General features: G+C 68.3%; 27 protein-coding genes. 9 read left to right on the top strand and 18 right to left on the bottom strand.

Going from position 1 to position 25,953, the window contains the following annotated elements:
* The 3 genes from HSX14_RS25315 to HSX14_RS25305 are packed head-to-tail and all read left to right on the top strand — an operon-like array spanning position 1 to position 4,850.
* Entirely contained in the window at positions 1–1,065 is a 1,065-nt protein-coding gene (locus HSX14_RS25315) for a SpoIIE family protein phosphatase (RefSeq protein WP_173172718.1), read from the top strand.
* The gene (locus tag HSX14_RS25310) at positions 1,066–3,735 is read left to right on the top strand and encodes a hybrid sensor histidine kinase/response regulator (protein WP_173172720.1); all 2,670 of its coding nucleotides are present in this window, start codon (positions 1,066–1,068) and stop codon (positions 3,733–3,735) included.
* A gap of 11 nt (positions 3,736–3,746) precedes the next feature.
* Positions 3,747–4,850: a response regulator gene (locus HSX14_RS25305; protein ID WP_173172722.1), complete on the top strand. Its 1,104-nt coding sequence runs from the start codon at positions 3,747–3,749 to the stop codon at positions 4,848–4,850.
* A 287-nt stretch (positions 4,851–5,137) separates the two neighbouring features.
* Here the strand turns inward: HSX14_RS25305 and HSX14_RS25300 are convergent, their stop codons facing one another.
* On the bottom strand, positions 5,138–5,590 hold the full coding sequence (locus tag HSX14_RS25300) for a BRO-N domain-containing protein (protein WP_173172724.1): 453 nt from the start codon (positions 5,588–5,590) through the stop codon (positions 5,138–5,140).
* An 807-nt stretch (positions 5,591–6,397) separates the two neighbouring features.
* Between HSX14_RS25300 and HSX14_RS25295 the strand changes: the two genes are divergently transcribed.
* Positions 6,398–7,078, top strand: coding sequence for a helix-turn-helix domain-containing protein (locus tag HSX14_RS25295; protein ID WP_173172726.1), 681 nt, complete (start codon positions 6,398–6,400; stop codon positions 7,076–7,078).
* A 133-nt stretch (positions 7,079–7,211) separates the two neighbouring features.
* Here the strand turns inward: HSX14_RS25295 and HSX14_RS25290 are convergent, their stop codons facing one another.
* From HSX14_RS25290 to HSX14_RS25280, 3 genes are all read right to left on the bottom strand, one after another.
* A complete protein-coding gene (locus tag HSX14_RS25290) occupies positions 7,212–7,859 on the bottom strand; it encodes a transglycosylase domain-containing protein (protein ID WP_173172729.1) in 648 nt (215 codons plus the stop codon).
* A 182-nt stretch (positions 7,860–8,041) separates the two neighbouring features.
* Positions 8,042–8,926 carry a sterol desaturase family protein gene (locus HSX14_RS25285; RefSeq protein ID WP_173172731.1) on the bottom strand — a complete coding sequence of 295 codons (885 nt, stop codon included), beginning with the start codon at positions 8,924–8,926 and terminating at the stop codon, positions 8,042–8,044.
* A 168-nt stretch (positions 8,927–9,094) separates the two neighbouring features.
* The gene (locus HSX14_RS25280; RefSeq protein ID WP_173172733.1) at positions 9,095–9,358 is read right to left on the bottom strand and encodes a YebG family protein; all 264 of its coding nucleotides are present in this window, start codon (positions 9,356–9,358) and stop codon (positions 9,095–9,097) included.
* 269 nt (positions 9,359–9,627) lie between these two features.
* On the opposite strand from HSX14_RS25280, the gene HSX14_RS25275 reads away from it, so the two are divergent.
* The gene (locus HSX14_RS25275; protein WP_173172735.1) at positions 9,628–10,119 is read left to right on the top strand and encodes a phosphate-starvation-inducible protein PsiE; all 492 of its coding nucleotides are present in this window, start codon (positions 9,628–9,630) and stop codon (positions 10,117–10,119) included.
* Between the two features lie 22 nt (positions 10,120–10,141).
* Here the strand turns inward: HSX14_RS25275 and HSX14_RS25270 are convergent, their stop codons facing one another.
* The 4 genes from HSX14_RS25270 to HSX14_RS25255 form a co-directional block, all read right to left on the bottom strand.
* Positions 10,142–10,465, bottom strand: a complete 324-nt coding sequence (locus HSX14_RS25270; protein WP_173172737.1) for a DUF3509 domain-containing protein — start codon at positions 10,463–10,465, stop codon at positions 10,142–10,144.
* Positions 10,466–10,689: 224 nt separating this feature from the next.
* Positions 10,690–13,233 carry a TonB-dependent receptor gene (locus tag HSX14_RS25265; RefSeq protein WP_228723495.1) on the bottom strand — a complete coding sequence of 848 codons (2,544 nt, stop codon included), beginning with the start codon at positions 13,231–13,233 and terminating at the stop codon, positions 10,690–10,692.
* A gap of 108 nt (positions 13,234–13,341) precedes the next feature.
* Positions 13,342–14,304, bottom strand: coding sequence for a FecR domain-containing protein (locus HSX14_RS25260; RefSeq protein ID WP_173172739.1), 963 nt, complete (start codon positions 14,302–14,304; stop codon positions 13,342–13,344).
* On the bottom strand, positions 14,304–14,813 hold the full coding sequence (locus tag HSX14_RS25255; protein ID WP_173172741.1) for a sigma-70 family RNA polymerase sigma factor: 510 nt from the start codon (positions 14,811–14,813) through the stop codon (positions 14,304–14,306). The genes HSX14_RS25260 and HSX14_RS25255 overlap by 1 nt, the downstream gene beginning before the upstream one ends.
* Before the next feature lie 150 nt (positions 14,814–14,963).
* Here HSX14_RS25255 and HSX14_RS25250 point away from each other — a divergent pair, with 150 nt between their 5' ends.
* Positions 14,964–15,362 carry a PA2779 family protein gene (locus HSX14_RS25250; RefSeq protein WP_173172743.1) on the top strand — a complete coding sequence of 133 codons (399 nt, stop codon included), beginning with the start codon at positions 14,964–14,966 and terminating at the stop codon, positions 15,360–15,362.
* On the top strand, positions 15,362–16,318 hold the full coding sequence (locus HSX14_RS25245; protein ID WP_173172745.1) for a PA2778 family cysteine peptidase: 957 nt from the start codon (positions 15,362–15,364) through the stop codon (positions 16,316–16,318). The genes HSX14_RS25250 and HSX14_RS25245 overlap by 1 nt, the downstream gene beginning before the upstream one ends.
* 656 nt (positions 16,319–16,974) lie before the next feature.
* Here the strand turns inward: HSX14_RS25245 and HSX14_RS25240 are convergent.
* A complete protein-coding gene (locus HSX14_RS25240; protein ID WP_173172747.1) occupies positions 16,975–17,847 on the bottom strand; it encodes a helix-turn-helix domain-containing protein in 873 nt (290 codons plus the stop codon).
* 150 nt (positions 17,848–17,997) lie between these two features.
* On the opposite strand from HSX14_RS25240, the gene HSX14_RS25235 reads away from it, so the two are divergent.
* A complete protein-coding gene (locus HSX14_RS25235) occupies positions 17,998–18,903 on the top strand; it encodes a DMT family transporter (RefSeq protein WP_142014771.1) in 906 nt (301 codons plus the stop codon).
* Positions 18,900–19,217, top strand: a complete 318-nt coding sequence (locus HSX14_RS25230) for a cupin domain-containing protein (protein ID WP_069559401.1) — start codon at positions 18,900–18,902, stop codon at positions 19,215–19,217. Before HSX14_RS25235 ends, HSX14_RS25230 begins: the two co-directional genes overlap by 4 nt.
* Here the strand turns inward: HSX14_RS25230 and HSX14_RS25225 are convergent.
* The 9 genes from HSX14_RS25225 to HSX14_RS25185 form a co-directional block, all read right to left on the bottom strand.
* Positions 19,214–19,450 carry a hypothetical protein gene (locus HSX14_RS25225; RefSeq protein ID WP_173172749.1) on the bottom strand — a complete coding sequence of 79 codons (237 nt, stop codon included), beginning with the start codon at positions 19,448–19,450 and terminating at the stop codon, positions 19,214–19,216. The genes HSX14_RS25230 and HSX14_RS25225 overlap by 4 nt on opposite strands.
* Positions 19,451–19,507: 57 nt before the next feature.
* Positions 19,508–20,044, bottom strand: coding sequence for a GNAT family N-acetyltransferase (locus tag HSX14_RS25220; RefSeq protein WP_173172751.1), 537 nt, complete (start codon positions 20,042–20,044; stop codon positions 19,508–19,510).
* Between the two features lie 27 nt (positions 20,045–20,071).
* Positions 20,072–20,365 carry a hypothetical protein gene (locus tag HSX14_RS25215; RefSeq protein ID WP_173172753.1) on the bottom strand — a complete coding sequence of 98 codons (294 nt, stop codon included), beginning with the start codon at positions 20,363–20,365 and terminating at the stop codon, positions 20,072–20,074.
* A gap of 225 nt (positions 20,366–20,590) precedes the next feature.
* Positions 20,591–20,932, bottom strand: a complete 342-nt coding sequence (locus HSX14_RS25210) for a hypothetical protein (RefSeq protein WP_173173114.1) — start codon at positions 20,930–20,932, stop codon at positions 20,591–20,593.
* A gap of 23 nt (positions 20,933–20,955) precedes the next feature.
* Positions 20,956–21,795 (bottom strand): SDR family oxidoreductase, encoded by an 840-nt coding sequence (locus HSX14_RS25205; RefSeq protein ID WP_173172755.1) that lies wholly within the window; start codon positions 21,793–21,795, stop codon positions 20,956–20,958.
* A 51-nt stretch (positions 21,796–21,846) separates the two neighbouring features.
* The gene (locus tag HSX14_RS25200; RefSeq protein ID WP_173172757.1) at positions 21,847–22,311 is read right to left on the bottom strand and encodes a multidrug transporter; all 465 of its coding nucleotides are present in this window, start codon (positions 22,309–22,311) and stop codon (positions 21,847–21,849) included.
* A 169-nt stretch (positions 22,312–22,480) separates the two neighbouring features.
* Positions 22,481–23,926 (bottom strand): mannose-1-phosphate guanylyltransferase/mannose-6-phosphate isomerase, encoded by a 1,446-nt coding sequence (locus tag HSX14_RS25195; RefSeq protein WP_173172759.1) that lies wholly within the window; start codon positions 23,924–23,926, stop codon positions 22,481–22,483.
* Positions 23,927–24,066: 140 nt separating this feature from the next.
* On the bottom strand, positions 24,067–24,711 hold the full coding sequence (locus tag HSX14_RS25190) for an alginate O-acetyltransferase AlgF (protein ID WP_173172761.1): 645 nt from the start codon (positions 24,709–24,711) through the stop codon (positions 24,067–24,069).
* 86 nt (positions 24,712–24,797) lie between these two features.
* Complete coding sequence (locus HSX14_RS25185; protein ID WP_173172763.1) at positions 24,798–25,946, bottom strand: alginate O-acetyltransferase; 1,149 nt, start codon at positions 25,944–25,946, stop codon at positions 24,798–24,800.
* Positions 25,947–25,953: the final 7 nt, after the last annotated feature.

Below are 25,953 nucleotides of genomic sequence, written 5' to 3'. Positions count from 1 at the left end.
ATGGCCGGGGAACGGGACGCCAGGGAGGCCCGCTACCCGTTGCGCCACGACGTGGACCTGCACCTGGCGGTGATGTCGGTGCGCCGGCTGCCCTTCCTTGCCGGCCTGTCCGAGGTGGACCGCGCGATGCTCTCCACCGTGGTGTCCGAGCTTGGCAGCAACATCCTCAAGTACGCGGTGAAGGGCGAGGTGACGCTGGCCCTCAACCAGGCCGAAGGGCGCCCCTGCATCGACATCGTCGCCCGTGACCAGGGCCCCGGCATCGAGGATGTGCACAAGGCCGTGCAGGACCACTACAGCACCTCGGGCACACTGGGGCTGGGGCTGCCCGGCGTGCGCCGGATGATGTCCGAGCTGTCCATCACCCTGCCGCCGGAGGGCGGTACGCAGGTACTGGCGCGCAAGTGGCTGGGGCCGGCCCCCAATACCGCGCGTCTCTCCCTGCCGAAGCCGGGCGCGGGGCGGGCGGGCCTGCAACTGGAATGGGCCAGCGAGAACCGCCCCTGCCACCCGGAGCGCGTTTCCGGTGACCTGGCCTTCATGCGGGCGGGGCCGGACGGGGTGTCGCTGGTGCTGATCGACGTCAGCGGCCATGGCGCCTCGGCCCACCAGCTGGCCCATGCCCTCGAGGCGGTTTTGCAGCAGACCCCGGAGCAGGAGCCCACCCGCCTGCTGCAGCTTTTGCACCAGCACTGCATCGGCACCCGTGGCGCGGCGGCCGGCGTGGCGCTGGTCAACGGCGAGCGCGGCGAGCTGAGCTACGCCGGCATCGGCAACACCCGCATCTGCCTGCGTGGCCGCGAGGCCTGGCGCGGCGTCTCCCGCGACGGCGTGCTCGGCGAGCGCTATCCCACGCCCTTGCTGCAACGCCAGCCTATCGATTCCGGGGATGTCGTGATGCTGTATTCCGACGGGGTCAGCGAGACGCTGAACCTGCGCGACGGCCTGCTCGACCTGGGCGCCGATCCCGCGTCACTGGCCCACCAGGTCATCACCCACAGCGGGCGCAGCACCGACGATGCGAGCTGCATCGTGCTGCGCGTGCTGGCAGGCGAGGGCGGCTAGATGCGACACGTGGTCGGCGACATCACCCTCGATGGCCCGGCCGCCGCGTTGGCGGCCCGGCGCAAGGTCGCGCAGGTGCTCGCCTGCATCGACCCGCACCCCACCTTCCTGGCGCCGCTGGCGAGCACCACCTCCGAGCTGGTGCGTCAACTGGCGGCCACCGTACCCGCCCTGCGCCTGCAACTGTGGCTGGACGACAGGGCCCAGGAGCTGGGGCTCGGCCTGTCGGCGGACCAGCCGCTGCAGCCCCCGCTGCCCGGGGCCGTGCAGGGCGGCGTCCGCCTGCTCGTCCTGGCGGAGAACAGCCTCGCCCTGTCCTGCCGGCTGCCACGCTGGCCCGATGGCGAGTTGCAGCAGCGCATGCGCCAGCAGTTCGCCGAGCCTTCCCGCGACGAACTGTTCGCCCTGATGCAGGCCAAGAACCAGGAGCTGGAGCAGGCCTATGTCCTGGCGGAAAGCGCCACCCGGGCCAAGAGCGATTTCCTCGCCAACATGAGCCACGAGATCCGCACGCCGATGAACGCCATCCTCGGCATGGCCCACCTCGCCCTGCAGAGCCCCCTCGACCCGCAGCAGTTCGACTACCTCAGCAAGATCCAGCGCTCGGCCCAGCACTTGCTGGGGATCATCAACGACATCCTCGACTTCTCGAAGATCGAGGCCGGCAAGCTGGACCTGGAGCGCATCGAGTTCGACCTCGACCACGTGCTGGAGAACCTCGCCACCCTGGTGGGAGAGAAGGCCGAGGCCAAGGGCATCGAACTGCTGTTCGAGATCGACCATCGATTGGACACGCTGCTGCTCGGCGACCCGCTGCGCCTGGGGCAGATCCTGATCAACTACGCCAACAACGCGGTCAAGTTCACCGAGCAGGGCGAGATCCTGGTCAAGGTCCACTGCCTGGAGACCTGGCCGGAGGAAGTGCTGCTGCACGTCTCCGTGCAGGACACCGGCATCGGCATGAGCCCGGAGCAGCAGCAGCGGCTGTTCCAGTCCTTCCAGCAGGCCGACACCTCCACCACCCGCAAATACGGCGGCACCGGGCTGGGCCTGGCCATCTCGCGGCGCCTGGCGGAACTGATGGGGGGCGAGGTGGGCGTGCACAGCGAGCCGGGCCAGGGCAGCACCTTCTGGTTCACCGCCCGGCTCGGCCGGGGGCGTCGGCGCGCCCGCTACCTGCCGAGCCTGGACCTGCGCGGCCGGCGCATGCTGGTGGTGGACGACAGCGCCAGCGCGCGCAACATCCTCGCCACCCTGCTCGGCAGCATGACCTTCGCCGTGGACACGGCCGAGTCGGGCCAGCAGGCGCTGCAGATGATCGCTGCCGCCGAGCAGGACGGGCGCCCCTACGACGTGGTGCTGCTGGACTGGCACATGCCGGGTCTCGATGGCATCGAGACCGGGCGCCGGCTCATCGCGCGCGGCATGACCAGCCGGCCCCATCGCATCATGGTCACCGGCTACGGCCGCGAACAGGTGTTCCGCGAGGCCGAAGGCGCCGGGTTCGACCGGGTGCTGGTCAAGCCGGTGTGCGCCTCCGTGCTGTTCGACACCCTCATCGGCCTGTTCGGCCAGCAGGCGACCTCCCTGCCGCAGCGCACCGCCGGCCCGCCCGTGCCCCAGCGTTTCGACGGCGCGAGGATTCTCCTGGCCGAGGACAACGAGCTGAACCAGCAGGTCGCCAAGGGGCTGCTGCGGCTGGTCGGCGCCGACGTCGTGGTGGCCGAGAACGGCGCCATTGCGGTGGAGATGGCCGCCCAGGTGCCCGTCGACCTGATCCTCATGGACATGCAGATGCCGGTGATGGACGGGCTGGCCGCGACCCGCTGCCTGCGCGAGCGCGAGCAGGGCGGAGGGCGCATCCCGATCCTGGCGATGACGGCCAATGCCATGGCCGGCGACCGCGAGCGCTGCCTGGAGGCCGGCATGGACGACCACATCGCCAAGCCCATCGACCCCGAGAAACTCTATGCCGCCCTGTTGCGCTGGCTTCCCGCCTTCGCCCACCAGGCCGAGGCGCCGAGCGAGCCGCCGGCCCCGGAACCGGCCTCGCCGGCGCAGTGGCTGGGGCCGCTGAAGGCACTGGGCCTGAACGCCGAGACGGCGCTGCAGCGCCTGATGCACAACTGGCAGTGGTACGAGGACCTGCTGCGCAGCTTCGCCCGCCAGGGCAGCCAGCCCATGCAGAACCTGGTCACCGCCCTGCGGGCCGGCCAGCGGGAGGAGGCGCACCGTCACGCCCACACCCTCAAGGGCATCGCCGCCACCTTGGGCGCCGAGTCGCTGCGGGAACTCTCCGCCCGGCTCGAAGGTGCCCTGGCCGGGCAGGAAGACCTCGGCGGCCTGCTGCCCCTGGCCGAGGAAGGCGTGCAGCTGCAACAGCGCCTGGCCGAGGGCCTGCAGGCGCTGCTGCCGGCGGAGGACGCCACCCCGCCCGGGCAGGAGGCACCCGACATGCCCGGCCTGCTGGCACGGCTGACGGCCCTGCTGGCCGATGACGACGCCGATGCCCTGGCCCTGTTCCAGCAGCACCGGCCATCGCTCGACGATGCCCTGGGCGGGGCTGCGCCGGCCATGGCGGAGGCCATGACGCAGTTCCGCTTCACCGATGCCCTGGCACATCTGCACCAGCTCCGGGCCGCCAGGCCCGACCTGTTCAATATGGAGTGAGGTCACCTTCGATGCTCAACCTGATGGATCCCGACAGCAAACCCACCCTGCTGGTGGTCGACGACACGCCGGAGAACCTCTCGCTGCTCAGCGCCCTGCTGGGGCCCCACTACCGGGTCAAGGTCGCCATCAATGGCCAGCGGGCCCTGGACATCCTCACCTCGGGCACCCGGGTGGATCTCATCCTCCTCGACGTGGTGATGCCCCACATGGACGGCTACCAGGTGATGCAGGCGCTGCAGGAAATCCCCCAGGCGCGCGGCGTGCCGGTGATCTTCCTCACCGCCCAGGTGGAGGAGAGCGCCGAGGCCCACGGGCTGGCCCTCGGCGCCGTGGACTACATCCACAAGCCCATCACCCCCGCCATCGTGCTCGCCCGGGTGCGCAACCACTTGGAGCTGAAGACCGCGCGGGACCTGCTCTACAACCAGAACGCCTACCTCGAACAGGAGGTGGAGCGGCGTACCCGGGAGAACGAGCTGATCCAGAACATCACCATCCACTCCCTCGCCTCCCTCGCCGAAACCCGCGACAACGAGACCGGCAACCACATCCTGCGCACCCAGCACTACGTGAAGCTGCTGGCGGAGGAGCTGTGCGACCACCCGCGCTTCCAGGATGAGCTCACGCCCAAGACCATCGACCTGCTGTTCAAGTCCGCCCCTCTGCACGACATCGGCAAGGTCGGCGTGCCGGACCGGATCCTGCTCAAGCCCGGCAAGCTGGAGCCCGAGGAATTCGCCCAGATGAAGAACCACCCCATCCTGGGCAAGGAAGCCATCGTCCACGCCGAGGAGGCCCTGGGGGTGGAAGTGGAGTTCCTGCGCCTGGCCAAGGAGATCGCCTGCCACCACCATGAGAAATGGGACGGCAGCGGCTACCCGAGCGGGCTGGCCGGTGACGATATCCCCCTTTCCGCCCGGCTGATGGCCCTGGCCGACGTGTACGACGCGCTCATCAGCAAGCGCTGCTACAAAGCCGCCATGCCCCACGAGGACGTGGTGCCGATCATCCTCGCGGGGCGTGGCAACCACTTCGACCCGGACATCACCGACGCCTTCGCCCGCATCCACCCCCAGTTCCAGGACATCGCCCGGCGCTTCCACGACGACTAGGCCAAGGGGCTCCAGGCCGCTCCCGCAGCAGGCGGCATGCCCGTAGCCCGGGGAATACCGAGCGGCACGGGTCTTCCCCGTGGGAGCGAATTCATTCGCGATTGGCTTGGCACGGAGTTTTCGCGGCTGAAACCGCTCCCACAAGAAGACCGGCATGCCCGTAGCCCGGGCTTCAGCCCGGGGAGGATCGAGCAGTACGGGTCTTCCCCGTGGGAGCGAATTCATTCGCGATCAGGCCCGGCGCACGGGCCTTCGCGGTTGAAACCGCTCCCACAAAAGTGACCTGCCTAGCCCGGGTGCACCAGACTCGGCATGTCCTCCAGCGGCACCCAGAGTTCCCCCTGCCAGTCGAGCATCACCACCCGCGTGCCCTGCCAGGCCAGCAACACGCGACGCGGCACCTGGCGGTCACACGCATGGGCATCGCGCAGCGTGGGAATCACCTGGCGATTGAGCCAGCGCTCCAGGTGCGGGTTCTCGGGGTGGCCGAAGCGCACCAGCGCCTTGTACAGGCCAGCCTCGCTGATCACATCCACCGGTTCCTCCAGGCCGCTGGCGCAGGCGAGGAACACGCGCCGTGCATGGTCGCTGCCAAGGCGACGGTGCAGGGTCTGCGGATGCTGCATGCCAAGGATACGGGCGAAATCCTCTGCGACGAACCAGGGCTGGTTGTCCAGCATCAGCGCGCGCAGCGGGCGGTTGTGGCGGTAGAAGGTGAGGGGGATAAATGCACCGTGCATGGTGAAGCTCCATCTCCGGGTACAGGAGCCGCCACTCTGTTTCGTCAAGGTAAGGGTGGCGGACCACGCGGGGTTGACGAACCGGCGAGATGTAGACCGGCAGACCTGAGGGTCTCCCCGCGCAGTCCGCCATTGAGCGATGTGGAGGTTTGCAGGCACAAAAAAGGCATACGCCGCCTTCCACATGTGCCAGTGGGCACGATGCGCCATCTCTTCGGGCCGTCAACGCCCGGTCGCGGGATTGACCGCGACCGCCGGAGGATAGGGAGGGGGTGCCACTCGAACAATCGGACTGCTGGGAAGATCGTCCCGTTTGCATGTCAGAAGATGGCGATGAAAGGAGGCGGAGCGCGTGAGGTTAGCGAACCGGCAAGATGGGAACCGGCAGACCCGAAGGTCTCCTCACGCGACCCGCCATAACGCCAGGCAAATCGACAAGGACAGCACCCTAGGCAGACGACCTTCGAACTGCAATGGGCTTGGGCTCGGCAGCTTCCTCTTGCCCTATCGGCCTCCGCCCCCCAATGCTGTCCGCCCCGCAACCGGCAGTGCCTGTGTTGGTGGGCTGAAGCGGAACGCCGCCCGGCCCACCCTACTACGGAGCGCCATTGCTGCCGGTTGCATCGGTGTAGGGGCGAATTCATTCGCCCGCTTTTGGGCAGGGGTCGCTGCGCCGCCCTTGGCGACTGAAGTCGCCCCTACAAGGCCCCGTGATCGACGGCATCAACCCGACATCGCCGCCGGCTCTTGCCCTTGGCGCCTCGCCCCCTGAAGCTGTTCACCCCGCAACCGACAACATGTCCCCCGATGATCGAATCCCCCTGGCAAGGCGCCCTCTGGCTGGCCCACGACTTCTGCCTGATCGACGGCGCCAATGGCGACACCCGCCCCCATGCCCATTACGCCCACCAGGTCCTCCTCGCCCGCGAGGCCCAGGTTCATCTGCGTGTGGAGGGCGAGCCGGTGGTCGGCCAGGCGGTGCTGGTGGAGTCCATGCGCGAGCACGCGCTGGCCTTGCCTGGGCAGGTACTGCTGGCCGTCTACGCCGAACCCCTGGCCTTCGCTCCGCAGGCATTGCTGGCGCTGGTGGCCGACGCCGGCCCGGATTTGCAGGCCCTGGCCGAACGCCTGCTCGCCGCGCCGCGCCCGATGCTGGACGCTCGCCTGCAACGGGCCCTGGGCGAGGTGGACGAGCTGCTGGCCGACAAGGTCAGCGCCCAGGCCCTGGCCAACCGCGCCTGCCTGTCTCTGAGCCAGCTGGAGCGGCTGTTCGGCGAGCAGGTCGGCCTGTCGGTCCGCCGCCTGGTGCTCTGGCGCCGGCTGCGCCTCGCCGTGCGCCTGGCGCTGGAAGGCCAGTCCCTCACCCTGGCCGCCCATGGCGCCGGCTTCGCCGACGCCTCCCACTTCTCCCGCACCATGCGCGCCACCTTCGGCATCCGCGCCGACCGCAACCTCGGCAACCTGCAACTGCGCCTGCTGGGCGACTGAAGTCGCCCCTACAGGGGAACGGAGCAATCGCAGGGGGCTTCAGCCCACGCGGTGCTGTGTTGGTGGGCTGAAGCCCACCCTACGGCGACCTTTCATGCGGTGTGATCATGGGGTTCGCGGGGGGACACCCGCTTTACGATGCGTCTGCGCTGTCCGTTACCGGTTGTCCACAGGCGGCCTCCAGGCCTGCCGCGCGGATGAAACGCTCCGAAGCCTCCGAGCCTGGGACGAAGTGTCTGGGCGCACGGACCATCACCACCAAAGCCGCCAGGTCATGGCAATCCAGCTCGCGAAGAGGGCGTTCGAAGTAGTGCAAGGCGGTCGCCTCCATCCCTTTTCCTGCAGGTGAGATGACCTGTGCACTCCACAGAGCCGCCATCGCCTCGGGGTCGTAGCTGATATTCAGCGACAGTTGCCACGCGATGCCGTCCAGATGGCGCCACAGACTGGAGCGGTAGAGGTCTTCCTTGGCCGTGATGAAGCGTGCGACCTGCCCGGTGATCCTTGCGTCCGGCCCATCCAACCAATGAAGAGGGGTGGGACGTGCGGGATTGCCCTGGACGCTTGCCCAGACGATACCTCTCAACATCCGCAGGTGTGGCTCCGGCCCCCGGTAAGGCACCAGGCTCGCATCCAGCTCTGACTTGGCTGGCAGGAAACGGGTGACCACGAAGAGAAGGTAGGCACCCACCGGTATGAGCAGCAGCACGAGCAGCAGCTGTAGGAGCCAGCGTGCGAAGGCCATGGCGATCGAGGCGGGTGTGTAGGTTCGTGTTCGCATCGTTCATCCCTGTGTACGAGTGCGCATCCTAAGGGAGATCGCTTCTATAGGGCACGAAGCAGATCGCGGGGCGGGCTCCATTGCAGCAGGTTGCATCGGTGTAGGGGCGAATTCATTCGCCCGTTTTTGGGCAGGGGCCGCTGCGCTGCCCTTGTACAGGCTCCTACGCGGAGTTCGGCGCCCTACGAACGCATCAACCCCCGTGGCGCCTCCGGTGCGGGGTGTTCGCCTGTGCTTTCGCGGAAGGGTTCGGCCAGTTGCGCGAGGTAGGCGTCGGGGTAGTCGGGGCGGCTGCCGATGCCCAGGTCGTCGCCGCGCATGGGGTAGTCGCTGTGGAAGGCGGTGCCGAGCAGGCGGTCCCAGATGCTGAGGAACAGGGCGAAGTTCACATCGCCCGCGCGGCCGTACTTCATGTGGTGGAAGCGGTGCACCGGCGCCCAGGCGAACAGGTGGCGCAGGGCGCCGAGGCGCATGTCGACGTTGCTGTGCTGGAGCAGCAGCTGCAGGGTGATGGCCAGGGCGAGGAGGGCAGCGACCTGTTCGGGCATGCCCAGGAGCAACAGCGGCAGGGTGCCGGCCAGGGCCTCGCAGCCCAGGTGCAGCGGGTGCTTCATCAGGCCGTTGAAGCCGTACATGCGCTTCACGCTGTGGTGCACGGCGTGCAGGCGCCAGAGGAAACCCACCCGGTGGCTGGCGTAGTGCATGAGGGTGATGCCGAGGTCCGCGACGACGATGGCGGCCAGCAGTTGCAGCGCCAGCGGCCAGTGACGGGGCCAGAGCCCGGCGTCGGGGAGTAGCGCCGCACTCAGGGGGATCGCCAGGATGCCGAGGCAGTTGAGCGCTTCGTTGACCACGGCGTGCAGGGCATCGCGCAGGCGGTCGTGGTGGCTGTGGTTCCAGGCCCTTTCATAGGGCATCGAGGCTTCCGCGATGAAGGAGGCGGCAACGGCGACCGGCACCAGCGCCAGCAGCCAGGGTAGCGGCAGGCGCTCGCTCATCCACAGGGCCAGGGCGAGGAAGCCGAAGAGAAAACCGGGGGCGTAGAGGCGGGCGAACACTGATCGCATGGTGGAAGCTCCTGAATATCGAGCCTCCAGCTTGGCGGCGAGCTGCCACCGGGCGCTTGAACAAACGGCGCAAGCTGCCCGCGCGTTCTTTCGCGCAGCATAAAAAAAGCCCGCTGGGGCAGCGGGCTCGGTGCAGGACGGGCATGCCTGCAATGAGGGGTGTTCGGGTCATTCCTCGGCGGGGACGACGTCCAGTTCGGCGAGGGCGTCGGGTTGGTTCTTGAAGGCGCGGGCGAAGATGTCGCGGTTGCGCGCCATGTAGATGCCCAGGTCCTCGACCTGCTGTTCGCTCAGCGAAGGCACGGCCTTGTGCAGGACGGTGGCCAGGGACTCGGCCAGTTCGAGCATCTTGTCGTAACGGTCGGCTTCGGCTTTATCCATGAACAAGCGCTCCGGGTCGCGGCTGCTGCGGTACACCACTTCGACGGCCATTCATCACCTCTCACCTTTGAAATCGGTCTGTAAGATACTGGATGTGCGTACAGTATATGGGTCGGATTTCTCCGTCAACAGATGTCATTCATAGGCCATGCCAGCCACAACGTCCTGCTGCTCGTCGGCCCCTGCGACAACCTGTCCCGTGGCGTCTGGTCGCACCCGCGCATCTCATTGGGCCGGGACCGCTGGCCTCCATCCTGCAAGGTCGGATCGTCATCCCGGTGATGCACCATCGCCACCAAGACGTACCGAGGAGCTGGATCGTGAAAATCAAATGGGCTGAAGAGCTGCGCGGCAACGTGCACGGGCTGGCCGAGTCGCTGGGCAACCTGCTGGTGGAGAGCTTCCACTACCTGGCGCTGTTCGCCATCGGGGGGATCACCGCCTGGGCGGCGGTGGTGGCATTCCTGGGGATGGTGGAGAAGGGGCACATCACGGTGGATGACATCCTGCTGCTGTTCATCTACCTGGAGCTGGGGGCGATGGTGGGGATCTACTTCAAGACCAACCACATGCCGGTGCGCTTTCTGATCTACGTGGCGATCACCGCGCTGACGCGCCTCTTGATCTCCGACGTTTCGCACCATAACCGCCCCGACGAGAGCATCGTGTATGTCTGCGGTGCGATCCTGCTACTGGCGCTGTCGATCCTGGTGGTGCGCTTCGCCTCGTCGCGATTCCCCTCGGAGGCCAGTGACAGCGTGAACCCGAGGCGGCGCCTGCAGGTGGCGCGCGGTGGCGAAGAGGAAGCCTGAGCACGAGCGCCCGTGAGGGCGCTCAGATACCGACGGCGAGGGGGCCGGTGACCCGACCGGGCTGGCGCTCGATCAGCGTGGGGAGGGCCTTGCCTCCCGTCATGGCGCTGAGCATTTCCCCGACGTTGTGCCCTTTTTCGATGGCGATGCCAAAACGGATGCTTTCGATCACCCGCTCCAGGCGCTTCGGATCGTTGCGCTGCGCGGGGCTGATCATGCGCCGCGCGACCACGCCGGTCTCATCGGCCAGGGTGAGCATGATGTTGCCGTCCAGGCGCTCCAGGCTGAGGTTGACCCGGTAATCGGCCTGGAAGGCGTCGGTCAGAATCTGAAAGGGGTTGTACATGGCGAGCTACCTGAGTTGTTGACGCATGGAGCGATTGACTGAGGCTGGCTCTGCAAAGTTCGATCCCATTGGACGAACGGAAAGCCGGTTTCACGACGCCTGTCGCAAACGGCCAAATCCGGGTCGTTCGGTCAGGACTCTGATGAGGGGTAGCCCGGACTTCAGTCCGGGGTTGCCGGGGGAGGCCGGTCCCGGGCTTCAGCCCGGGTACGGTGCCAGGCGGCTCAGAACTCGACGCTGTAGCTCAGGCTGTAGGTGCGGCCACGGCCGTGGTAGTCGAACAGGTCGGCGGTGGCGTTGGTGCCGTAGAACACCTGGGCGCGCTGGCCCCAGACGGTGGTGTAGTCCTTGTCCAGCAGGTTCTGGATACCGAAGTTCAGCGTGCCCACCGGCAGGGCCTGGCTGCCCAGCAAGTCGAAGGTGGTGTAGCCGTCGATCCTGTGGTCGTTGCCGTCGAAAGTGCCGTTGGCCAGGACGTTGCCGTCGTCGCTGAGGTTGAAGCTGCGCACCGCCTGCAGGCGCAGGCTGGTCTCGCCGTCCTGCCAGCCGGCGAAGGCGGTGAGCTTGGACGGGCTGGCGGCGGTGACGTCCTGCTTCTGCCAGCGCTGGGCGATCTTCTGCTGGGAGCGGATGGCCAGGGCGCTGGTGCCGATCTGCCAGTTGTCGTCCAGCCAGTAGGTGGCCTGGCCCTCGAGGCCGTAGTTGCGCTTCTTGTTGTCCAGCTGCTCCACCAGCAGGGTGGTGCGGTTGTAGGTGATGCTCTTGTCCGACCAGGCGTAGAAGGCCGCCAGCTGGGCGTCCAGGCCGTCGGCGTAGTGGCGCCAGCCGAGTTCCACCTGCTTGGTCTTGATGCCGTCCAGGGCGGAGTCCTCGACGTTGACGTGGCGGCCCAGCCTCCAGTGGTTGCCCACCAGGGTGTAGCTGCCCTGGCCGTAGTACTTGGCCGGGTCGGGCAGCTCGAAGCCCTCGGAGTAGTTGGCCCAGAGCTGCTGCGCCTTGCTCAGCTTGTAGACGGCGCCGACGTTGTAGAGGTCCACCTGGTAGTCCTTCGAGCCGCCGGGCACGGCGTCGGCGCTGGTGCCGTTGCCCTTGCTGATCTGGATCTGCTGGGCGGCGGCGACGAAGGAGCCGACGTCATTGCCGATGCGCTGGTGGCGCACCCCGGCGGACAGGGTCAGGTCGTCGGTGGCCTTCCAGCTGGCCTGGGCGAACAGCGACTTGCTGTCGGTGTCGATGCCCGGGTAGCGGCCGACGCGGGCGTACTCGTCGGCCACCAGCCCGCCGGTGTTGGCGGCGGTATCGAGGTTGAACAGGGCCTGGTCGGAGTCGAAGCTCTCCCACTCGAAGTCGGCGCCGTAGGTCAGGCTGACGCGGTCCCATTCCTTGACCAGCACGGACTTGAGGCCGAAGAAGTCGGTGTCCTGCTGCGAGGCGGAATAGTAGGAGCGGTTGGTGTCGATGGCGCCGCTGGCGAAGGTGATGGAAGGGTAGGGCTGGAAGGCCATTTCCTCGCTGCGGTAGTAGGCCTGCAGGTAGAAGTCGTGGCCGAGCACTTCCGGCACGTGCCAGGTGGCGTTGAACTGCCGGCGCTCGGTGTGCGGTTCGCGGTCGAAGTTGGCGCCGCCTTCCACTTCGAAGGGCGTCTGGCCACGCAGGCCCTGGAAGTTGCGCCCCAGGTTCACGCCCTTCTCGCCGTCGTAGCCGGAGTCGTACCACTGCATGCCCAGGTTCAGGGTCTGGCCGTTGTCGAAGGCGAAGTCCAGGCTGCCCATCACGTCCACCGCCTGGTTGTACTGCAGGTCGGTCTGGGTGATGTCGAGCATCACCTGGTCGCCGTTGCCATCGTAGGCGGCGCCGTTCTTCTGGTAGGCCACCGAGACGCGGCCCTTGACCTGCTCGCTGCCGCCGCCGACCGACTGGGCCACGCGCCAGTCGTGGTCCTGGTGGGTCTCGAAGCCGCTGCGTACGCCGATTTCGCTGGTGAAGCGCGCCTCGCCCGCCTCGGCGCGCTTGGTGACGATGTTGATGATGCCGCCGGTGGCGCCGCCGCCGTACACGGCGCTGGCGCCGGAGAGCACTTCGATGCGCTCGATGTTGAACGGGTCGATGGAGTCGAATTGGCGGCTGATGCCCCGGGAGCTGTTCAGCGACACGCCGTCGATCATCACCAGGGCGCTGCGGCCGCGCATGTTCTGGCCGTAGTTGGTGCGGCCCTGGGGACCGATGTCCATGCCGGGGATCAATTGGCCGAGGGCTTCCTTGAAGGGCACGCCGGCCTTGGTCTGCTCCTGCAGTTGCTGGCTGTCGATCACCCACACGGTGCCCGGCAGCTCGCTGATGCTCACCGGCGCGCGGGAGCCGATCACCACCTGGCGGTCGATCTCCAGCGTCGCGCCGTCGGAGGCGGTGTGCAGGCTGAAGCCGCCTTCGGCGGACTCGGCGCGCAGGCCGCTGCCGGCGAGCAGGTGGTCGAGGCCCTCGGCCACGGCGAACTCGCCCTTCAGGCCCTGGGTGCTGCGGCCCTGGGTCAGCTCCGGGCTGAAGGCCAGCAGCACCCCGGCTTCGCGGCCGAAGCGGTTGAGCGCGGGCTCCAGGGCGCCGGCCGGGATGTCGAAGGCCTGGCGCTGGTCGGCACCGATCACCGCATCCTGGGCGCCGGCGATGGCGGGCAGCCCGGCGGCGGCCAGGCTCAGGCCCAGCAGCAGCGGTTGCAGGGCGCGGGCCAGGGGCGTGCGGGTGAAGCGGCGGAGGGTCGGGTCGGCGTTCATGGCGGCACTCGTCGAAAGAGGGAAAGGGGGTTCTGCCTTCCCTGTCACGCGAGGCCGGGAAAAAGGTTCAGGTCGGTGGAGATTTTTTTCACGGGGCCGATGCGCGGCTCAGGAGGCGGCCCTGGGGTGCACGCTGATCCAGTAGCGGGTGACGCTGCGCACCTCCACCGGCAGGGTGCGCGGCAGCAGGGCGAGGATGCTGTCGGTGTGGTCCAGCGGGTAGGTGCCGGAGAGGCGCAGGTCGGCGATGGCCGGGTCGCAGCCGATGCGTCCGTGACGGTAGCGGCCGAGTTCGGCGAGGAAGTCGCCCAGGCGCATGGAACTGGCCACCAGCATGCCGTTGATCCAGGCCACGCTGTTCTCGTCCACCGCCTGGGCCGCCCCGCTGCCACGGGCGTCGAGGTCCAGGCGCTGGCCGGGGTGCAGCGCCAGGCGCTGGCCATGGCTGAACACCTGGGCATCGCCGGCGAACAGGCTGACCTGGCTGCGGCTGTCCTGCAGGCGTACGGCAAGGCGACCGCCATTGAGCAGGACCAGCCCCTGGGGCGTTTCCACCCGCAGCGGGCGTGCCTCGTCCACCGCGTCCACCAGCATCTCGCCCTGGCGCAGGTGGAGCAGGCGCTGGCGGGCGTCGAAGCGGATGTCCAGCGCGCTGTCGGTGTTCAGCGACAGGGTCGAGCCATCGTCCAGGGTCAGGTGGCGCCGCTCGCCCACGGCGGTGCTCTGGTCGGCGCGCAGGGCCAGCAGCGGCTCGCTGTTTCTCACCGCCAGGGCGCCACCACCGGCGATCACCAGCAGGGTGAGCAGCTTCAGGGCCTCGCGTCGGCTGCGCGAGGTGGGGGCATCCAGGGCGGCGAGGGCGGTGGGGGTGTTCAACCCGCGCAGGCCCCGGTTGACCGACTCGATGCGCTGCCAGGCGCGCTCGTGCTCCGGGTCGGCGGCGCGCCAGCGTTGCCAGTCGTCCTGGCGCTGGCGCGAGGGCGTGCCGTCCTGCAGCTCCACCAGCCACTGCACCGCCTGGGCGGCGACGGCGGGGGCGATGCGTGGCTCGCCGCTCTTGCGCAGGGCCATCAGAGGTACTCCGCGAAGTAGCAGCGCTCGGCGGCCTTGGCCATGTAGCGCTTGACGCTGGAGAGGGAAAGGCCGAGCTGCTCGGCGATCTCGGCGTAGGTGCAGCCGTCCACCTGGGCCAGCAGGAAGACCTTCTTGGCCTGGGGCGGCAGGCCGTCGAGCAGGCGGTCCAGTTCCACCAGGGTCTCCAGGATGATGGCGCGTGCTTCCTCACTGGGGGCCTCGTCCTCCGGCAGCGCGGCGAGGGCCAGCAGGTAGACGCGCTCGATGTCCTGGCGACGGTAGTGGTTGGCCAGCACGCGCTTGGCGAGGGTGGTGAGGAAGGCCCGGGGTTCGAGGATGCGATGCGCCTCGCGCCCCAGCAGCACCTTGAGGAAGGTGTCCTGGGCCAGGTCGGCGGCGCTCTGCGGGCAGCCGAGCTTGCGTTGCAGCCAGTGCCGGAGCCAGCCGCTGTGGTCGCTGTAGAGCTTGTGCAACGCCTGCTCGGGGGCGGCCTGGCTGCTGGTCAAGGAGGGCTCCGGGAGGGGGATTCGGGGATGGATCAAATAGGAATGCTTCGCATTCTATTTGTGCCGTGGCCGTTGCGCAATCGGCGGGTGGAACCCGGGAAGCGAGGCGCGGGTCAATCGATCACAACAACTCGATCCAGGAGAACCACCATGCTCAGTCCCGCCACCCATCGCCGCCTCGCCGCCGTGCTGGTCGCCAGCCAACTCACCTTCTTCGCCCAGGTGCCGCTGGCCCAGGCCGCCATGATCGGCACGCCCCAGGCGTTGCAGGAACAGCAGCAACAGGTCGACCGCGCGCAGCTGCGCGGCATGCTCGACAACCAGGACGTGCAGAAGAAGCTGCAGGAATACGGCGTGCCCCGCGAGCAGGTGGAGGCGCGCATCAACAGCCTCACCCCGGCCGAGCTGGCGCAGTTCAACCAGCAGCTGCAGCAGGAGCCCGCCGGTGCCGGCGTGGTCGGCATCATCGTGCTGTTCCTGGTGATCTTCATCATCACCGACATGCTCTGCGCCACGGACATCTTCAGCTTCATCAAGTGCATCCGTTGATGCGCGTGCTGCGGCCGGGGCTCCTCGCCCTGGCCGTACTGCTCACCGGTTGCGCCAGCGGCCCGCTGCTGCCCCCGCAGAGCGAGCGGCTGCCCGAGCGCATCGAGCTCGCGGACGTGCCCTTCTACCCGCAGGAGGACTACCAGTGCGGCCCGGCGGCGCTGGCCACGGTGCTGGTGCACCGCGGCGTGGCGACCTCGCCGGAGGCGCTGGTGCCCAAGGTCTACCTCCCCGAGCGGCGCGGCAGCCTCAAGCTGGAACTGGTGGCCGCGGCGCGGCAGAGCGGCATGCTGGTCTACCCGCTGCAACCCAGCCTGGATGCCCTGCTGGCCCAGGTGGCGGCGGGCAACCCGGTGCTGGTGATGCAGAACCTCGGCCTCGACTGGTACCCGCAATGGCACTTCGCGGTGGTGGTCGGCTATGACCGCGCGAAGGACGAGCTGGTGCTGCGTTCGGCCACCACACGGCGCTGGGTCACCGACCTGCGCAGTTTCGATCGCACCTGGGCGCGCGCCGAGCGCTGGGCGGTGGTGACCCTGCCCCCCGAGCAACTGCCGGCCGAGCCGCGCCTGGAGGCCTGGATGCAGGGCGCCAGCGACCTCGAGCAGACCGGCCAGCGCGAGCGTGCCGAACGGGCCTATCTCACGGCTTCCGGGCACTGGTACCGCGAGCCCCTGCCGTTGTTCGCCCTGGCCAACGCGCGCTACACCGAGGGCGACCGCGAGGGCGCGGAGAAGGCCCTGCGCCAGAGCATCACCCGCAAGCCGGACTACGCCCTGGGCTGGTTCAACCTCTCCGAGCTGCTGGCCGAACGCGGCTGCCCGGGCCAGGCCGAGCAGGCCCGCGCCTGCGCCCGCCAACTGGCCCCCGACGATGCGCGCATGGCCGCGCCGCTGGATGCCGGAGCCAAGGCCGGCGGCCGCTGTGAAGCCGTGCCGGCATGCGGGGGGCAATGATCTCGTTGTAGGGGCGAATTCATTGGCTATTTCTGCGTTAGCTGTTGTGGTTTCAAGGCAAGCTTTCAAGCACGGTGTTTTCTGGATGCCGATGGATTTCCTGCATCCCCTCCCGATGGGCTTCGCTTTGCTCTACCCATCTACGAAAGTCGTCGCCACGTGCACGCTGGGCTGGTGCGTACAGCAATGTGAGGATTTGAGCGAAGAAAGTTGGAGCAGCCGCCAACGCCCCTCCAGGAGGCCGAACGCAGTCGTTGCGCAGGGGGACGAGTGGCATGGATGCCGCGAGAGGCGCGACTGGCCATGGATGGCCCTTCGCGCCGGCCCCCGGAGCGACGATGGAGTGAGGGCACCCGACGCAGTCGGGCCGGATGATGGGGCAAGCCCTTTTGGTTTCTTTTGGGGCGACTGCCAAAAGAGACTCGCCCGGGGGGGGCGAAACAAAAACTATCAGCAGAGCTCAGCAATCAGCTGGGCTCGAAACCTTCTAGCAACACTCAACGCAGACATAGCCAAATCATTCGCCCAGCGGCGCCACTTCATCGCTCAACTGATGGCGCGAGGTTCGCCTGATCGTCTCGGTGCGCGCGGCACACCCTACGGAGAAAGTCCTCGCCGAATGAGGCGGATGGGGCCCCCTGAGAGCTACGTGTACATCACCCCATCGCCGCCCGGTATTCCCCTGGCGTGCCACCGACCGCGCTGCGGAAGCGGTTGCTGAAGTGGCTGGCGCTGGCGAAGCCGCAGGCGAGGGCGACGTCGCCCAGGGGCAGGGCGGTGCGGGCCAGCAGGTGGCGGGCGTGGGCCAGGCGCCGGGCGAGGACGTACTGGTGCGGCGGCAGGCCGAAGCTTTCGCGGAACATCCGCGCGAAGTGGTATTCCGAGAGCGCCGAGAAGGCCGCCAGTTCGCCCAGGCTCAGCGGCTCGGCCAGGTGTTCGTCGATGTAGTCCATCAGCCGCTTGCGCACGGCCGGGGCGAGGCCGCCCTTGAGCTGGGGGCCCTGGCGCAGGCCGACCTGGGTGAGCAGGGTGTGGCCGAGCATCTCGTGGGCGAGGCTGCTGGTAAGCATGCGCTCGCCGGGTTCGTTCCAGTCCAGGCGGATCAGGCGGTGGAAGCGTGCGGCCTGCTCGGCGTCGTCGAGGAAGGTCGCTTCGCGCATCTCCAGCTCGCGCGGTTCGCGGTCCAGCAGGGTCACGGCGGCGTGGGCGAATTGCGCCGGGGCGATGTACAGGTGCGCCAGGCGGATCTCGCCGTTGATCACCCAGGAGGACTCGTGCCCGGCGGGGAGGATGCACAGCTTGTCCGGGGCGCCCTTGGTGTCCGGGCGCTCGCGGCGGAAGGTGCCGGTGCCGCCGGCCAGGTAGCACGACAGCGTGTGCAGGCGGGTGCCCTGGTAGTCGCGGGCGTCGTGGTGGTTGCTCCACAGCGCCGCGCCCATGCCATCGCCCAGTTCGGCGGCATGCTCAAGACGGGCATGGGGCGAGCTGGCGAGTGACTGGAAGACCTGGTTCTGCAGGAGTGAGGACATGCTCGGGGCAACCGCGGGGCTTGGGTGTTCATGCTAGCGCGGGCGCCCGCGCGACGCAGCGGGGCGGCGCAGATAAGCGCAAGTTTTTGCAAGCGCGCCGACGGGCTGCGCGGGAGACTGGCCACACGACGCACCGCCCGGATGACCGCCATGAATCTCTCGCTGTACCTGCTCACCGTCCTGATCTGGGGCACCACCTGGATCGCCATCAAGCTGCAGATGGGCGAGGTGGCGATCCCCGTGTCCATCGCCTACCGCTTCGCCCTGGCCGCCGTGGTGCTGTTCGCCATCCTGTTGCTCAGCCGCCGCCTGCAGAAGCTCGACGGCCGCGCGCAGGCGATCTGCCTGGCCCAGGGCCTGTGCCTGTTCTGCGTCAACTTCATGTGCTTCTACACCGCCAGCCAGTGGATCCCCAGCGGACTGATCGCCGTGGTGTTCTCCACCGCCACCCTGTGGAACGCGCTGAATGCGCGGGTGTTCTTCGGCCAGCGCATCGCCGCCAACGTGCTGGCCGGCGGCGCCCTGGGCCTGGCCGGGCTGGCGCTGCTGTTCTGGCCCGAGCTGGCCGGCCACCAGGCCAGCCGCGAAACCTGGCTGGGCCTCGGCCTGGCGCTGCTGGGCACGCTGTGCTTCTCCGCCGGCAACATGCTCTCCAGCCTGCAGCAGAAGGCCGGCTACCGGCCGCTGACCACCAACGCCTGGGGCATGTTCTACGGCGCCTCGCTACTGGCCCTGGGGTGCCTGGCCAGCGGCACGCCCTTCACCCTGGACCTGAGCCCGCGCTACCTCGGCTCGCTGCTGTACCTGGCGATCCCCGGTTCGGTGATCGGCTTCACCGCCTACCTGACCCTTGTCGGGCGCATGGGGCCGGAGCGCGCGGCCTACTGCACGGTGCTGTTCCCGGTGGTGGCGCTGAACATCTCGGCCTTCGCCGAAGGCTATGCCTGGACCGCCCCGGCGCTGCTCGGCCTGGTACTGGTGATGGCCGGCAACCTGCTGGTGTTCCGCAAGCCGAAGGCGCCGGTGGCCGCCGCGCCCCTGGGGAGCCGCGCATGAGCCAGCGCGTGGTCCGCAGCCGCGACTTCACCGCCGAGCGCGCCTGGGGCGCGCTGGACATCGCCAACCTCGACGGCACCACGGTGCGCCTGCACTGGACCGACCAGCCGTACATCTGGCACGTCAACGACGGCAGCGAAGTCTTCGTGGTGCTCGATGGCGAGGTGGAGATGCGCTACCGCGAGGGCGGCGAGGAGCACGCGGTGCTGCTGGGCGTGGGCGACCTGTTCCATGCAGGGCCGGGTTGTGAGCACGTGGCGCACCCCCGCGGGGTGGCGCGCATCCTGGTGGTGGAGCGCGAAGGCAGCGTCTAGCTCGCCTCGTCGGCCTTCTTCGCCCCGCGCAGGTTCATCGCCGCGAGGCACAGTTGCAGGACGATCAGCGCCCAGGCGTGGGCGTGCAGGCCCCAGGCGATCCACAGGGCGTTGCTGGCCAGGAACACCCAGAAGCCGATGTGGCGCCGGGCGGGTGTCTTCGAGCCGATCAGCCAGGCGGCGGTCACGGTGACCAGCATGGCCGGCCATTGCAGCAGGTCGAGATAGTCCATCGGATCCCCCTTGTTCTCTTTTTAGTGAGGCGGGGAGCGCGACGGTTCCAACGTTTTTCAAGTCTCCAGGGGCTGGCTGAAGAACAGCGCGACTTCCTCGGGCGCGGTCTCGCGCGGGTCGTAGAGCGCGGTGTCCAGGCCGCTGAAGGCGAAGCCGGATTTCAGGTAGAAGCCGATGGCGGGGTGGTTGCTGCTCTGGGTCTCCAGCCACAGACAGCGCGCGCCGCTGCTGCGGGCGAACGCCGTTGCCTGCTCCAGCAACCGCCGGCCCAGTCCCTGGCCCTTGCAGGCCGGCGCGACGAACAGCGCGCTCAACTCGGCGCTGCGGTTCCACTCGTCCAGGCGCACGCAGGCGAACCCGGCCAGGCTGCCGTCCTCGGCTTCGGCGGCGACGGTGAAGTCCGCGTCCTCCACATCCTCGGCGAACCCCCCGGCGTCGTAGCGCTTGCGAAAGGGCTCGGCGCGGCGTTCCTCGACCAGCGCAAAGGCCAGGTCCTGCCGCTCCACGCGGTAGATGACAGAGGTGTCGTAGCCGGCCTCGAAGGCACTCAGGGCTTCGGCGTCGCGTGGCAGTTCGAGGGGGCGCAGGTGCATGGGGTGGTCCTTCGTGAGACGGCGTTATCAGGGCTGGGCCGGTGCATCTTGGGTGTCGCTGATAAGGCCCATGTACAGCGTTGAGGCCCCATAGCCGCCTAATGTCGTTATTTCCTGCCGGCTGGCGAGTAGCGTGCCATCCGGTGCCTTACAGTCGACCCTCACGGTGTACATGTCTTCGTCAGGCGGCGTGAGCATTCCATCCACGAATACGGGCTGCGTGATCTCCGATGAGGATTTCAGGCCTGTCGAACTGCGCATGAAAAATTCGCAATGAGAGTGTTCGAACAGCTGAGGGTCGATGGTGCTCTCTACGGTCATGTAGGCATGGCACCCGGTAAGAATCGTGGTAGCCAATATCGGTACGGCTAGCCTTCCCTGCATCCTGCCGCTCCTTTTCCACCGACGGGCTTGCCGGCAGGTCGCGTTTATAGCCTGAGGCCGTGATGCTCGGGAAGAGGCCGTTGGTGGATGCAAAGAGCAGCACCCACCAGCGGTGAGGTCGTAGGTTGGCGCCGAGCGCAGCGAGGCCCAACGGGCGGGGCGTCAGCGGCGGGGGAGGAGGGTGAGCCAGGCGAGGACGGGGTAGCAGAGGTAGTGCAGGAAGAACAGGAAGACGGCCATGGGGCTGGGTTGGTCCTGCAGGGTCATCATGCCGAGCAGGCCGAGGTAGAGGACGCCGAGCAGGGCTCCGTAGCCGAGGAGGATGCGCCAGGCCTCGCCGCGGCTGGGCGCGCGGCGCTGGATGAGGCGGAAGGTCCCGGCGAGCAGCAGGGCGACGGCGCCGGCGATGATCAGGGTGGCGAGCAGGCCGCCGACCTTGACCAGGCTGCGCAGGGCGAGGTTGAGCGCCATCGCCAGCACGACGCCGCCGATGGCGTAGCGCATCGGGAAGGCGGGGCGTGGGTCGTTCACGGGCGCTCCAGGGCGACGTCGAGGCCGAAGCGTTTCTTCAGCACCGACTCCAGCAGGCCCTTGGGCAGCAGCGCGGCGAGCAGCGGCAGGGCGCGGCTGCCATTGCCCAGGCGCAGCAGGCGCGGGCGCGGGTGGCGCTGGGCGGCGACGAGCAGGTCGCGGGCGAATTCGGTGGCGGGGGTGGGGTTGTCCTGGGAGGCCTTGGCGCGGGCGCGGATGCCGTCGCGGATCGGCCACCAGGGCGAGCCTTCGGCGATCACGGCCTCGGCCTCGCGGCTGGCGTTGGCGCCGAAGCTGGAGGCGATGGCGCCGGGCTGCACTTCCATCACGTCGATGCCGAAGGGGGCGAGTTCCAGGCGCAGGGCGTCGGAGAGGGCGTGCACGGCGGCCTTGGAGGCGCAGTAGGCGCCGGCGAAGGGGGTGACCAGCACGCCGGAGACGCTGCCGATGTTGACCACCAGGCCGCGACTGGCGCGCAGCACGGGGAAGCAGGCGCGGGTCAGGCCGATCAGGGAGAAGACATTGGTCTCGAACTGCCGGCGCAGGGCGTCGGTGCCGCCGTCGAGCAGCGGGCCCATGGCGCCGTAGCCGGCGTTGTTGACCAGCACGTCGAGGCGGCCGATCTCCCGTTGCAGGCGCTCGCCCAGCTGCGCCACCGCGGCCTCGTCGTTGACGTCCAGCTGCACGCCGGTGAAGCCGGCGACGTTCAGCGCGTCGACGTCATTGGCCTTGCGCGCGCAGGCCCAGACGCTGTAGCCGGCCTGCTTGAAGGCATCGGCCAGGGCGCGGCCGATGCCACTGGAGCAGCCGGTGATGAGGGCGACGGGTTGGCTCATTGCTGGGTTCCTTGTTGGTCTTGTTGTGATGGAGGCAGGGCGGTTCGCGCATCAGTCGGCGAATCTGCCATGTAATCGCTCGGCGCGGAACTCCAGGGTCTGCGGGCGGTAGCCGCTGCGCAGGGGCGGCACGGGCAGGCAGTGGCTCCAGTCGGCGCCGGCCTGCAGGCGCGGCGGGCCGAGGGAGCGTTCGGCATCGAAGGCCGACTGGGTGAGGTTGATGGCGTCGCCCGGGCGGTAGGCCTGGATCACCCAGGCGAGGTCCAGCAGGGTGGTGCTGCTGCCGTTGTGCACGCGGATCTGCAGCGGGCGGTCGGCGGGGCACGCGTCGGGGGCGTAGGCGACGCGGACGTCGAGCAGCGCCAGCTGGCGGTCCACCACGCGCTCTTCCCAGAGCACCCAGGCGGCGACCAGGCCGATGCCGAGCACGGCGACCAGCGAGATGGGCAGGGCCTTGGCGGGTTGGCGGATGACCAGTATCAGCCAGGTCAGGGTGAGGATCGCACCGATCAGCATGGGGACGCCCGTGGGGATTGGAGGGGCTCAATGCTAGCGCATTACGCCGGGGCGATGCGGTTGGGTGGAGGTGCCGGGCGCGGGGGCCCGGCGGGGCCCCCTTGGGTTGGCGCACGCCATTCCCCCTGCTGGCACAGGGGGAATGGGCCTCCCGATGGGGGAAGGAGGCTCAGCGTGCTGTCACATGGCTCACGGTGACGGAGTCGCTGCGGCCGTAGACGTCTTCCAGGCGCTCGATGTCGTCCTCGCCCAGGTAGCTGCCGGACTGCACCTCGATGATCTCCAGGGGGATCTTGCCGGGGTTGGTCAGGCGGTGCACCGCCGTCATGGGGATGTAGGTCGACTGGTTCTCGGTGAGCAGGAAGGTCTTGTCGTCACAGGTCACCTCGGCGGTGCCGGAGACCACGATCCAGTGCTCGGCGCGGTGGTGGTGCATCTGCAGCGAGAGCTGCGCGCCGGGCTTGACGGTGATGTGCTTGACCTGGAAGCGGCCGCCCATGTCCACCGAGTCGTACGAGCCCCAGGGGCGGTACACGGCGCAGTGGTTCTGGGTCTCGGTGCGGCCCTGGGCGTCCAGTTCGTTGACCAGCTTCTTGACGTCCTGCACGCGGTCGCGGTGGGCGATCATCATGGCGTCCTTGGTCTCGACGACGACGATGTCCTCCAGGCCGATCACCGACACCAGCTTGCCGTTGCCGTGCACCAGGCAGTTGTGGCTGTCGTGCACCACCACGTCGCCCTTGGTGACGTTGCCGTCCTTGTCCTTGTCGTGCACTTCCCAGATCGAGCTCCAGCTGCCGACGTCGTTCCAGCCGGCGGAGAGCGGCACCACGCAGGCGCGCTGGGTCTTTTCCATCACCGCGTAGTCGATGGAGTTGTCCGGGCAGCAGGCGAAGGTGGCGGCGTCGATGGTCACCGTGGTGCCGTCGCGCTGGCTGCGTTCCAGGGCGAGCAGGCAGGTGTCGTAGATGTCCACGTCGTGGTGCTTGAGCTCGTCGAGGAAGCGGCTGGCGCGGAACAGGAACATGCCGCTGTTCCAGAAGTAGTCGCCGGAATCCACGTACTGCTGGGCACGCTCGGCGTCGGGCTTCTCGACGAACTGGGCGACGCGGCTGATGCCGTCCGGCAGGCTGCCGGCCGAGTCCTTGCCACGGATGTAGCCGTAGCCGGTCTCGGGGCGCAGGGCGGGCACGCCGAACAGCACCATCTCGCCCTTCTCGGCGGCGATGGTGGCCAGGGCCAGGGCCTGCTGGAAGGCGCGCTGGTCTTCCAGCACGTGGTCGGCCGGCATCACCAGCATCAGCTCGTCGCGGCCCTCGGCCAGCAGCTGCATGGCGGCGATGGCGACGGCGGGCGCGGTGTTGCGGCCGAAGGGTTCGAGCAGCATGGCCTGCGGGGTGATGCCGATGGCGTCCAGCTGCTCCTGGACGATGAAGCGATGATCCTTGTTGGCCACCAGCACCGGGGCCTGCATGCCGTCGAAGTTCAGGCGTTCCAGGGTCTGCTGGAACAGGGTGTGGTCACCGGTCAGGGCCAGGAACTGCTTGGGGTACTGCTTGCGCGAAAGGGGCCAGAGTCGGGAGCCGCTACCGCCAGAGAGGATCACAGGAATCATGGGTGTATCTCCTAGAATCGTTCATCGTTTGTGGATAGGTTGCTCATCACATCGATCACTGATTTCTGTCTTGTAGTCCCACTGTCTCGTGCGGCGGGTACGAAGCGTTCGCCCGGGGCGCGAGCCCCGGGCCGGGTACATCAGGATTCGGCCGGGCGCTTGACCCAGACCGGGGAGAGCTTGCCGCCGCTGCCGGTGATGTAGAGGCAGACGACTTCGCCGCGCTGCAGCGAGACGGGCTTGAGGTCACTGACCTTGCGGGTGCCGTCGAACAGCGCGAGGTTGACCTTCACCGGGTTGATCTCGCGCTCGCCACGGCCCTGGGCGGCCACGTCCTCGACCACGGCGGTCTTGCCGTCGGCGGTCTTCAGGGTGAGCTTGGCGTCGGAGAGGTTCTGCACCCGCAGCAGGGCCTTCTGCTTGTTCTTGAAGGGCGGCTCTTCCACCAGCTTGGGTTCGGCACCCGGCTGGTTGACCAGGGTGTAGTAGCGGTCGGCTTCCAGTTTCACCGGCAGGTTGGTGGCGCCGACCTGGGCGCTGTAGTTGCCCGCGGGCAGGAACTTGAAGTCGCTGGAGCCGAGCGGGGCGACATCGTTCAGCGCGGTGTTGCCGACGTTGACGCTGAGTTCGCTGCTGCCGGCGTTGTAGGCGCGGACGAAGGCCGATCCCTTGGGTGCCTGGGGCCCGTAGAGCCCGCCCTCGTCGGCCTGTGCATGCACGGCGGCGAGGCCCAGGGCGATGGCGCAGGCGTACGACGTCCAGTTACGTTTCTTCTGTCGGTTCATGGTGTTCCTCCATCTTTCTTTCTTGAAATGGCCCGGTGGGGCCACAGTCGTCGAGGGCTCGCGGGGCGGGCCCTCACTGCCGGGTTTCAGTTGGCGGCGGTGGCTGCGAGGCGCTCGCCGGGGTTGCCGCCCTTGCGCAGCTCGGCGATCCACTGCGGGTCGAATTCGCTGAGGTCGTTGGGCATGGGCAGGTAGCGCTCGGGGAATTCCCAGATCACCAGTTGCGGAGCGGCGTCCTTCAGCTCGTCGCTCTTGAGGTACTTGAGCATCGGCAGGATCGGGCCGTGGCCATCCTCGGCGTGGTTGACCAGGTCGCGTTGCAGCGACTGGCGCAGCGCACCGGCGAAGTTCCAGTTCTGGTTGGCGCTGTAGCTGGTGCCCACCAGCACCACCGGGACGGTGCTGTCGGCGAACAGGGAGTCGCCGCTGGCCTCACCTTCGACCGCGGCCCGGGTCTCGCGTTTCTGCAATTTGTCGGGGGCCGGCATCAGGTTCTCGAACATCGGGTCCAGGGGCAGGAAGCGGGTCAGGTCGCCCTTGTAGTCCTCGTTCTTCACCGCCTCGGTGACGTACTCCTGGGCGTCGCCCGAGAGCGGCGCCGCACTGCGCACGGTCTCACCCAGGGTGTTGGCCACCACCTCGGCGCCCAGGGGCGTCCAGTGGGTGTCGGTGCGCAGGAAGACCTGGCCGTTGCTCTTGGCCTGCTCCAGGGTGCCGAGCAGGTCCGGGGCGATGATCCCGGCCTTGCGCGCGGCACCACGGAACTGCGCGTAGAGGTCCTGGCGCAGGGCGGTGGGCCGGGCATCGCCGGTGTACTCGGGGTACAGGCGCGACTTGGACGGCACGATTGCCAGCACCAGGGTCACGCCCCGGTTGGCCAGCTCGTCGCGCACGCCCTGGACCAGCGCCAGGTTCTCCTGCAGGTGGCGGTTGCCGTCGGCGACGGGGTCGAACTCCTCGTCGGAGAACAGCCAGCCGTCCTTGCCGATGACCACGCCCTGGCGGCCTTCGCCGAACAGGCCGAAGTCCACCAGCGCCCAGAGGTTGGTGCCGATCTGCTTGATCGGGAATTGGTCGTCGTAGTGCTTCTCGAAGGCATGGGCCAGCTTGCCATTGAGCACGGTGGTCTCCTTGGCGACGCTGAAGCCGACGATGCCGCGCATGGACCACAGGCTCAGGGCCAGCAGCATGCCGGCGAAGACGACGATGTAGAGGGTGTTTGCAGTTCTGCTCATGATCGCG

Source organism: Pseudomonas tohonis (assembly GCF_012767755.2).
In the GTDB taxonomy this organism is placed as follows: Bacteria; Pseudomonadota; Gammaproteobacteria; order Pseudomonadales; family Pseudomonadaceae; genus Metapseudomonas; species Metapseudomonas tohonis.
The sequence above is the reverse complement of the archived record's forward strand: the minus strand, read 5'-3'. Positions and strand labels throughout refer to the sequence as shown.

Coding starts and splice junctions, on each gene's coding strand:
- HSX14_RS25315 (WP_173172718.1), top strand. CDS start 1: ATGGCCGGGGAACGGGACGCCAGGGAGGCCCGCTACCCGTTGCGCCAC.
- HSX14_RS25310 (WP_173172720.1), top strand. CDS start 1,066: ATGCGACACGTGGTCGGCGACATCACCCTCGATGGCCCGGCCGCCGCG.
- HSX14_RS25305 (WP_173172722.1), top strand. CDS start 3,747: ATGCTCAACCTGATGGATCCCGACAGCAAACCCACCCTGCTGGTGGTC.
- HSX14_RS25300 (WP_173172724.1), bottom strand. CDS start 5,590: ATGCACGGTGCATTTATCCCCCTCACCTTCTACCGCCACAACCGCCCG.
- HSX14_RS25295 (WP_173172726.1), top strand. CDS start 6,398: ATGATCGAATCCCCCTGGCAAGGCGCCCTCTGGCTGGCCCACGACTTC.
- HSX14_RS25290 (WP_173172729.1), bottom strand. CDS start 7,859: ATGCGAACACGAACCTACACACCCGCCTCGATCGCCATGGCCTTCGCA.
- HSX14_RS25285 (WP_173172731.1), bottom strand. CDS start 8,926: ATGCGATCAGTGTTCGCCCGCCTCTACGCCCCCGGTTTTCTCTTCGGC.
- HSX14_RS25280 (WP_173172733.1), bottom strand. CDS start 9,358: ATGGCCGTCGAAGTGGTGTACCGCAGCAGCCGCGACCCGGAGCGCTTG.
- HSX14_RS25270 (WP_173172737.1), bottom strand. CDS start 10,465: ATGTACAACCCCTTTCAGATTCTGACCGACGCCTTCCAGGCCGATTAC.
- HSX14_RS25265 (WP_228723495.1), bottom strand. CDS start 13,233: ATGAACGCCGACCCGACCCTCCGCCGCTTCACCCGCACGCCCCTGGCC.
- HSX14_RS25260 (WP_173172739.1), bottom strand. CDS start 14,304: ATGGCCCTGCGCAAGAGCGGCGAGCCACGCATCGCCCCCGCCGTCGCC.
- HSX14_RS25250 (WP_173172743.1), top strand. CDS start 14,964: ATGCTCAGTCCCGCCACCCATCGCCGCCTCGCCGCCGTGCTGGTCGCC.
- HSX14_RS25245 (WP_173172745.1), top strand. CDS start 15,362: ATGCGCGTGCTGCGGCCGGGGCTCCTCGCCCTGGCCGTACTGCTCACC.
- HSX14_RS25240 (WP_173172747.1), bottom strand. CDS start 17,847: ATGTCCTCACTCCTGCAGAACCAGGTCTTCCAGTCACTCGCCAGCTCG.
- HSX14_RS25235 (WP_142014771.1), top strand. CDS start 17,998: ATGAATCTCTCGCTGTACCTGCTCACCGTCCTGATCTGGGGCACCACC.
- HSX14_RS25230 (WP_069559401.1), top strand. CDS start 18,900: ATGAGCCAGCGCGTGGTCCGCAGCCGCGACTTCACCGCCGAGCGCGCC.
- HSX14_RS25225 (WP_173172749.1), bottom strand. CDS start 19,450: ATGGACTATCTCGACCTGCTGCAATGGCCGGCCATGCTGGTCACCGTG.
- HSX14_RS25220 (WP_173172751.1), bottom strand. CDS start 20,044: ATGCACCTGCGCCCCCTCGAACTGCCACGCGACGCCGAAGCCCTGAGT.
- HSX14_RS25215 (WP_173172753.1), bottom strand. CDS start 20,365: ATGACCGTAGAGAGCACCATCGACCCTCAGCTGTTCGAACACTCTCAT.
- HSX14_RS25210 (WP_173173114.1), bottom strand. CDS start 20,932: ATGCGCTACGCCATCGGCGGCGTCGTGCTGGCGATGGCGCTCAACCTC.
- HSX14_RS25205 (WP_173172755.1), bottom strand. CDS start 21,795: ATGAGCCAACCCGTCGCCCTCATCACCGGCTGCTCCAGTGGCATCGGC.
- HSX14_RS25200 (WP_173172757.1), bottom strand. CDS start 22,311: ATGCTGATCGGTGCGATCCTCACCCTGACCTGGCTGATACTGGTCATC.
- HSX14_RS25195 (WP_173172759.1), bottom strand. CDS start 23,926: ATGATTCCTGTGATCCTCTCTGGCGGTAGCGGCTCCCGACTCTGGCCC.
- HSX14_RS25190 (WP_173172761.1), bottom strand. CDS start 24,711: ATGAACCGACAGAAGAAACGTAACTGGACGTCGTACGCCTGCGCCATC.
- HSX14_RS25185 (WP_173172763.1), bottom strand. CDS start 25,946: ATGAGCAGAACTGCAAACACCCTCTACATCGTCGTCTTCGCCGGCATG.